This is a genomic window from Paracoccus sp. (in: a-proteobacteria) (assembly GCF_030604785.1).
In the GTDB taxonomy this organism is placed as follows: domain Bacteria; phylum Pseudomonadota; class Alphaproteobacteria; order Rhodobacterales; family Rhodobacteraceae; genus Paracoccus.
Window position 1 is genome coordinate 1 of record NZ_JAUVVF010000078.1, and the last position, 4,711, is coordinate 4,711.

Annotated in this window: 4 protein-coding genes and 1 pseudogene; 1 reads left to right on the top strand and 4 read right to left on the bottom strand. The window is 68.4% G+C overall.

Annotation, left to right across the window (positions count from 1 at the left end; translation table 11 throughout):
• The 3 genes from QAR72_RS15510 to QAR72_RS15520 form a co-directional block, all read right to left on the bottom strand.
• Nucleotides 1-975: phospholipase D-like domain-containing protein (locus QAR72_RS15510; RefSeq protein WP_304618280.1), on the bottom strand; the 975-nt coding region annotated here is incomplete at its 3' end.
• A gap of 23 nt (nucleotides 976-998) precedes the next feature.
• Nucleotides 999-1,391 carry a phage holin family protein gene (locus QAR72_RS15515; protein ID WP_304618281.1) on the bottom strand — a complete coding sequence of 131 codons (393 nt, stop codon included), beginning with the start codon at nucleotides 1,389-1,391 and terminating at the stop codon, nucleotides 999-1,001.
• The gene (locus QAR72_RS15520; protein WP_304618282.1) at nucleotides 1,388-2,170 is read right to left on the bottom strand and encodes a hypothetical protein; all 783 of its coding nucleotides are present in this window, start codon (nucleotides 2,168-2,170) and stop codon (nucleotides 1,388-1,390) included. The genes QAR72_RS15515 and QAR72_RS15520 overlap by 4 nt, the downstream gene beginning before the upstream one ends.
• Before the next feature lie 455 nt (nucleotides 2,171-2,625).
• Between QAR72_RS15520 and QAR72_RS15525 the strand changes: the two genes are divergently transcribed.
• Nucleotides 2,626-4,077, top strand: coding sequence for a sensor histidine kinase (locus QAR72_RS15525; protein ID WP_304618283.1), 1,452 nt, complete (start codon nucleotides 2,626-2,628; stop codon nucleotides 4,075-4,077).
• 534 nt (nucleotides 4,078-4,611) lie between these two features.
• Here QAR72_RS15525 and QAR72_RS15530 read toward each other — a convergent pair.
• Nucleotides 4,612-4,711 (bottom strand): annotated as a pseudogene (locus tag QAR72_RS15530) (succinyl-CoA--3-ketoacid-CoA transferase); the annotation flags it as partial.

Genomic DNA, 4,711 nt, shown 5'->3' on the forward strand with positions numbered 1-4,711 from the left:
GCTTTCGACCCCGTCCACCAGCGCCGACAGCCTGCCCATCAGCAGATCGTCCCGCGCGGCCCGGCCCAGCCCCTTGGCGGGATCGTCGCTGACCAGCACGGCCTCGGTCCATTCCAGGATGTCCCGGCCCGCCATGATCTGTCCCAGCACCGGCGCCGAGGCGATGGCGGCAAGATACTCCGAGCCCAGGACCGAGCGGCGCGCATCCTCGGCGGCGCGGGCCAGCGTCTCGGCCCCGTCGCCCGGCGGGCCGAGGACCAGATCCGCGGGATAGGCCGATTCACTGGCCCAGTAGCGGTCGAAATCGGCGGCCACATCGGCGGCGATCGGGCCGACGCCCAGCACGTCCAGATCGAAATAGGCGACCCCTTCGCCATAGGCGAAATAGATGTCCCCGATATTGCGCCCGCCAAGGATGGTGGCCACGCCATCCGCGATCATCGACTTGTTGTGCATCCGCCGGTTCAGACGGCCAAAGTCGAACGCATAGGACAGAAGCTTCGGGCGGCGAAAGGTGAAGGGGTTGAAGATCCGCACCTCGATCCGGGGATGGGCGTCCAGCGCGGCCAGAACCTCGTCCAGGCCGGGTATGCCGTTGTCGTCCAAAAGCAGGCGCACCCTGACGCCCCGTTCGGCGGCGGCGCGCAGTTCGTCCAGCAGGATCCAGCCGGTCGGGTCGGTCTGCCAGATGTAGTATTGCACATCCAGCGAGGTTTCGGCCTGACGCGCCAGAAGCACGCGCATGGCCAGCGCGTCGCGCCCGTCGGCCAGCGATGCGATTCCGCTCTGGCCGGGATGCGCGGCCATCATCGGCATCAGCGCCGCGCCAAGGGCCGTCCGGTCGCTGGCGGCCAGCGCGGCCGAGGGCTGTATGCTGGCGCGGTCGGGCAGGGGATGGGTCACGCGCAGGGCGACCAGCGCGCCAAGCAGCACGACCAGCAGGATCAGGACGGCCCGCGCCACCCGCCTTGCCATGCCCGGACGCCGCCCCGGCATGCTCAGCCCGCCCGCGCGCCGGTCGGGCCGAGGCTCTTGAGCACGTAGATCGGCAGCAGGATGGTCGCGACCAGGCTGCCCAGCCAGACCAGAAGGGTCGCGGCCAGCCAGTTCGAGATCCCGCCGATCTGCATGCCAGGCAGAAGCATGTCGGTGATCCACAGGCCGACGAAGATCGTCACCAGCGCGATGCCGCCCATCATCTGCGGCACATGCCTTGACGCGACCTTGGCCATCAGCGGCCCGATGACCGCCTGCAGAACCGAGAAGACGATCACCACCAGGACAAAAGGCAGGACGCCGATGCTGAAGCCCGGCAACAGCAGGCTGGCCAGAAGCAGGCCGACCGCATTCGCGATCAGATAGGCTAGGGCGGATGTGGCAAGTCTCTTCATCGCTTTGACCTCTCGCTGGAGATTGCAGAATGGCGCGGCCCCGCGACCTGCGGATCGCCACGGGGGTTCGGGCTGGTCCTGCGCGCGTCGCCACCGGCCACGCCGCGCCAGAGCCGATCCAGACCCAGGCCCACAAGAGGGATGATGCCCAGCACTAGCGCGACCGTCTCGCCGCGGGCCAGCGCCGCCTCGACCGTCGGCGCCGTGCCCAGAAGCGCCGCCAGCGTCATCATGGCGGGCGCGATCGGCCGGTGATGGATCATGAATCGCAGGCCAAGCACCAGCGCCCCCGCGGCAATCAGAAGCCTGACCAGACCGGGAAGATGCAGCGCCTCGATCATCAGCGCTGCCCCCACGCCGATGGCCGCGCCGGTGCCGTATCGCAGCAACGGCTCCTTGCGGTGGGGAAAGGGCACCAGCGCCCGCGACACGAACAGAAGCACGACCCAGTGACCGTAGGGATCCCCGACCAGCAGCGCGCAAAGCTGCGCCAGCGCCAGACCGCCCGCCAGAAACAGGACCAGCCGCATGGCATGATGAGGCGGCAGCACGCCCGCCGGTATCGCGCCCGCCAGAGACAGGAGCCGCGTCAGGACATGCCCTGTCGCCAGACCGGTGACCGCCGGAACCAGAAGCCGGGCCAACGGCACCGGATCGGATGCGGACATCAGCAGCGTCAGGCCAAGAAGGATCATGATCGCGATGCGGGTGCCGGTCCTGGCCGCCTCGATCCCCGCGGCGATGCACAGCAGAAGGGTCAGACCAAGGCCGACCGGCATTCCGGCCCCCGCATTCAGGACCCCAAATGCGAACAGAAGGCCCGCGCCCCCTGCAAGCGCGCCGGGCCGTCCCGCCGACCCTGACCCGAAAGCGCCCGTCATCAGCCCGGCAAGGGACGCCACTGCCCCGACCTGTCCCGCAAGGGCATATCCCGCCAGAACGATGCCAAGGCTTGCCGCGAACATAACAGTGACATGCCGCCAGGAAAGCAGCAATGCGTCCGGTCTTCGTTCCGCATCCTTGTCCATGCCGTGTCTCCCGGCGCCGCAGCCGACGCATGGACCGCGACACAGGAAAGTGTCCCGACGGGCAAAGCCTGCGTCAACGGTTTTTCGCGCGCCGCGACGGCCTTGCGTCACCCGACCATCGGCCCGACCGGAACCGGGCGGGGTTGGCTTCTTGATCTATACGCCCGATAATGTCCGTACATGAAGGCATGCGTACGGAGGCGGACATGGCTGAGACGTCGCAGAAGCTGCAGGCCGGGATGCTGCGCGATGCGGTCTTCGAGGCGGCACCGCATGGTTATCTGATCCTCGATCCCGACCTCAACATCATCGACGTGAACCAGCAATATCTGGACCTGACCCGCGCGCGACGCGAGAACCTGGTCGGCCTGCCGCTGTTCGTGGCCTTCCCCGACAACCCCGACGACCCCGATGCGGACGGCGTGCGCAACCTGCGGGCCTCGTTGGAGAAGGCGCGCGCGACCGGGCGGCCGCATGCCATGGCGGTCCAGAAATACGACATCCCCGTGCGCGGCAAGGCCCGCGGGTTCGAGGAACGGCACTGGAAGCCGCTGAACACCCCGATCCTGCGCGACGGCAAGGTCGTGGCGCTGATCCATCATGTCCGCGACGTCACCGAAGAGGTGATGTTCCGTCGCGATCAGGCGATCCGCCTGCGCGCGGCGCAGCGGCTGAACGATCTGGCATTCTGGGAATACGACCCGGGGACGGGGACGATCTATGCCTCGCGCGCCTTTGCCGCCCTGCTGGGACTGCCCGACCGCGAGGGCACGCTGCCCGCCGCCGACATGTTCGCGCTGGTCCATCCCGAGGACGGGGCCGGATTGCAGGCCGCGTTCGAGCGCAACATGAACGCGCCCGAACATACCGTCGTGTCGGTCGCGCATCGTCTGGCCCGGCCGGACGGGACCACGGCCTGGCTGTCCTCTCACGGGGAGCTGGTGCGCGATCACCGCGACGCGCTGCCCCGCTTCGTGGTGGTCAGTCTGGACATCACCGTCTCGAAGCAGCGCGAGGAGACACTGGCCCGGACGCTGGCGGAACGCGACCGCCTGCTGGCGCAGAAGGAGACGCTGCTGGGCGAGGTGAACCACCGCATCAAGAACAGCCTCCAGCTTGTGGCCAGCATCCTCAGCACCGACGCCCGCCGCGCCGGAGAGAGCGAGGTCCGCGACCGGCTGCAGGGCGCGGCCGCGCGGGTCCGGGCGGTCACCTCGGTGCACGAGATGCTCTATCGCTCGAACGAGGTATCCTCCGTCGCCTTCGGTCCCTATCTGCGCGAATTGTGCGGGAACCTGGCCTCGGGCGATGCCGGGACGGCGGGTGTCGAGGTCCGCTGCGACGCGGCCGAGGTCAGCCTGCCGGCCGACATGGCCATCCCGCTGGCGCTGATCGTGAACGAATTGGCGACGAACGCGATCAAGCACGGGCTGGCAGGGGTGGCCGACGGAATCATCACCGTCAGGACCGCGCTGGATGGAGGGGATCTGGTCCTCGACATGGCCGACAACGGCACCGGCAAGGACGGCGATGCCGAGCCGGGCCTCGGCACGCGCATCATCGACGGACTCGTGGCGCAGCTTGACGCCTCGATGACCGCGATCCCGGCAGAGCGGGGCTACCGCGTGATCGTCCAGGTGCCGCTGCGGACGGAATGAAGCCGCGTGCCGGTCGTCGAGGCCGAGCTTCGTCGTGTGACCTGATGGATCAGGCTGGCGGGCTATCGTATGCCGTAACCGGCATTGCCAAGGATGTCCAAGGCTTCGAACGCGCCCCAGGTGACGACGCCTAATCTTGCACTGAGGGACTGGCCGACAGCACATCCGGCATGAACTCATCGTGTCGACCTTCTGTTGCGCTCGATGTGCGCGGCATTTGCATCAGCGGCAGTGTCGACGGCGAAATCCAGGAGGTCCTGTCCGGCATGCGGCCGCCTGCATCTGCATGTGCATGCTGATGCGCCGGCTCAAGCGTGCGCTGTAGGCGGGCAGGTCGGCTGCCTGGCCATCGACCGGCCGTCCCCACCGCGCACAGGAGAACCGCCCGTCGGGGCCGGTGAACAGGTGCTCGATCTCGTCAGCCGTCATGATCCGTTCCGCCCCAAGGCCCGCTTTGCCTTGGTTCCAAATCTCCCGGGGGGCCGTCCGCTGGACGGCGGGGGCAGCGCCCCCTCCGCCCTGCCGGCCCGCGCCTCAGGCGACGATTGTCGCCTCGGTCGCCGCGCGCAGTTCCTCCTCGGTCACCCCGTCGGCCAGTTCCACGATCCGCAGACCGCCCGGAACAACGTCCAGA